Raw genomic sequence first — 301 nt, 5'->3', positions numbered from 1 at the left:
AGTAGGATTTTTCCTCGCTCTTTCTTTGTATGGCTTAAGGTTTAATCACTTCTACCCCACCCATGTATGGACGGAGAACTTCTGGAATGGTGACAGAACCGTCTTCATTTTGATAGTTTTCAAGGATGGCAGCCACTGTACGACCAACCGCTAGACCAGAACCGTTGAGGGTGTGGAGCAATTTGACTTTACCGTCAGCAGCATCGCGGTAGCGGATTTGGGCGCGACGAGCTTGGAAATCTTCTGTGTTGGAACAGCTTGAAATTTCACGGTAGGCATTTTGGGCAGGAATCCAGACTTC

1 protein-coding gene is annotated in these 301 nt (G+C 47.8%); it reads right to left on the bottom strand.

The features are described from left to right. Positions 1 to 34 precede the first annotated feature (34 nt). On the bottom strand, positions 35 to 301 hold a 267-nt coding region (locus tag C1G53_RS11125), incomplete at its 5' end, for an aminoacyl--tRNA ligase-related protein (protein ID WP_330847480.1).

It is taken from the genome of Streptococcus suis (genome assembly GCF_002960445.1).
Classification (GTDB): Bacteria; Bacillota; Bacilli; order Lactobacillales; family Streptococcaceae; genus Streptococcus; species Streptococcus hyiners.
Note: the sequence above shows the minus strand (reverse complement) of the source record. Positions and strands in the feature narration are given on the sequence as shown.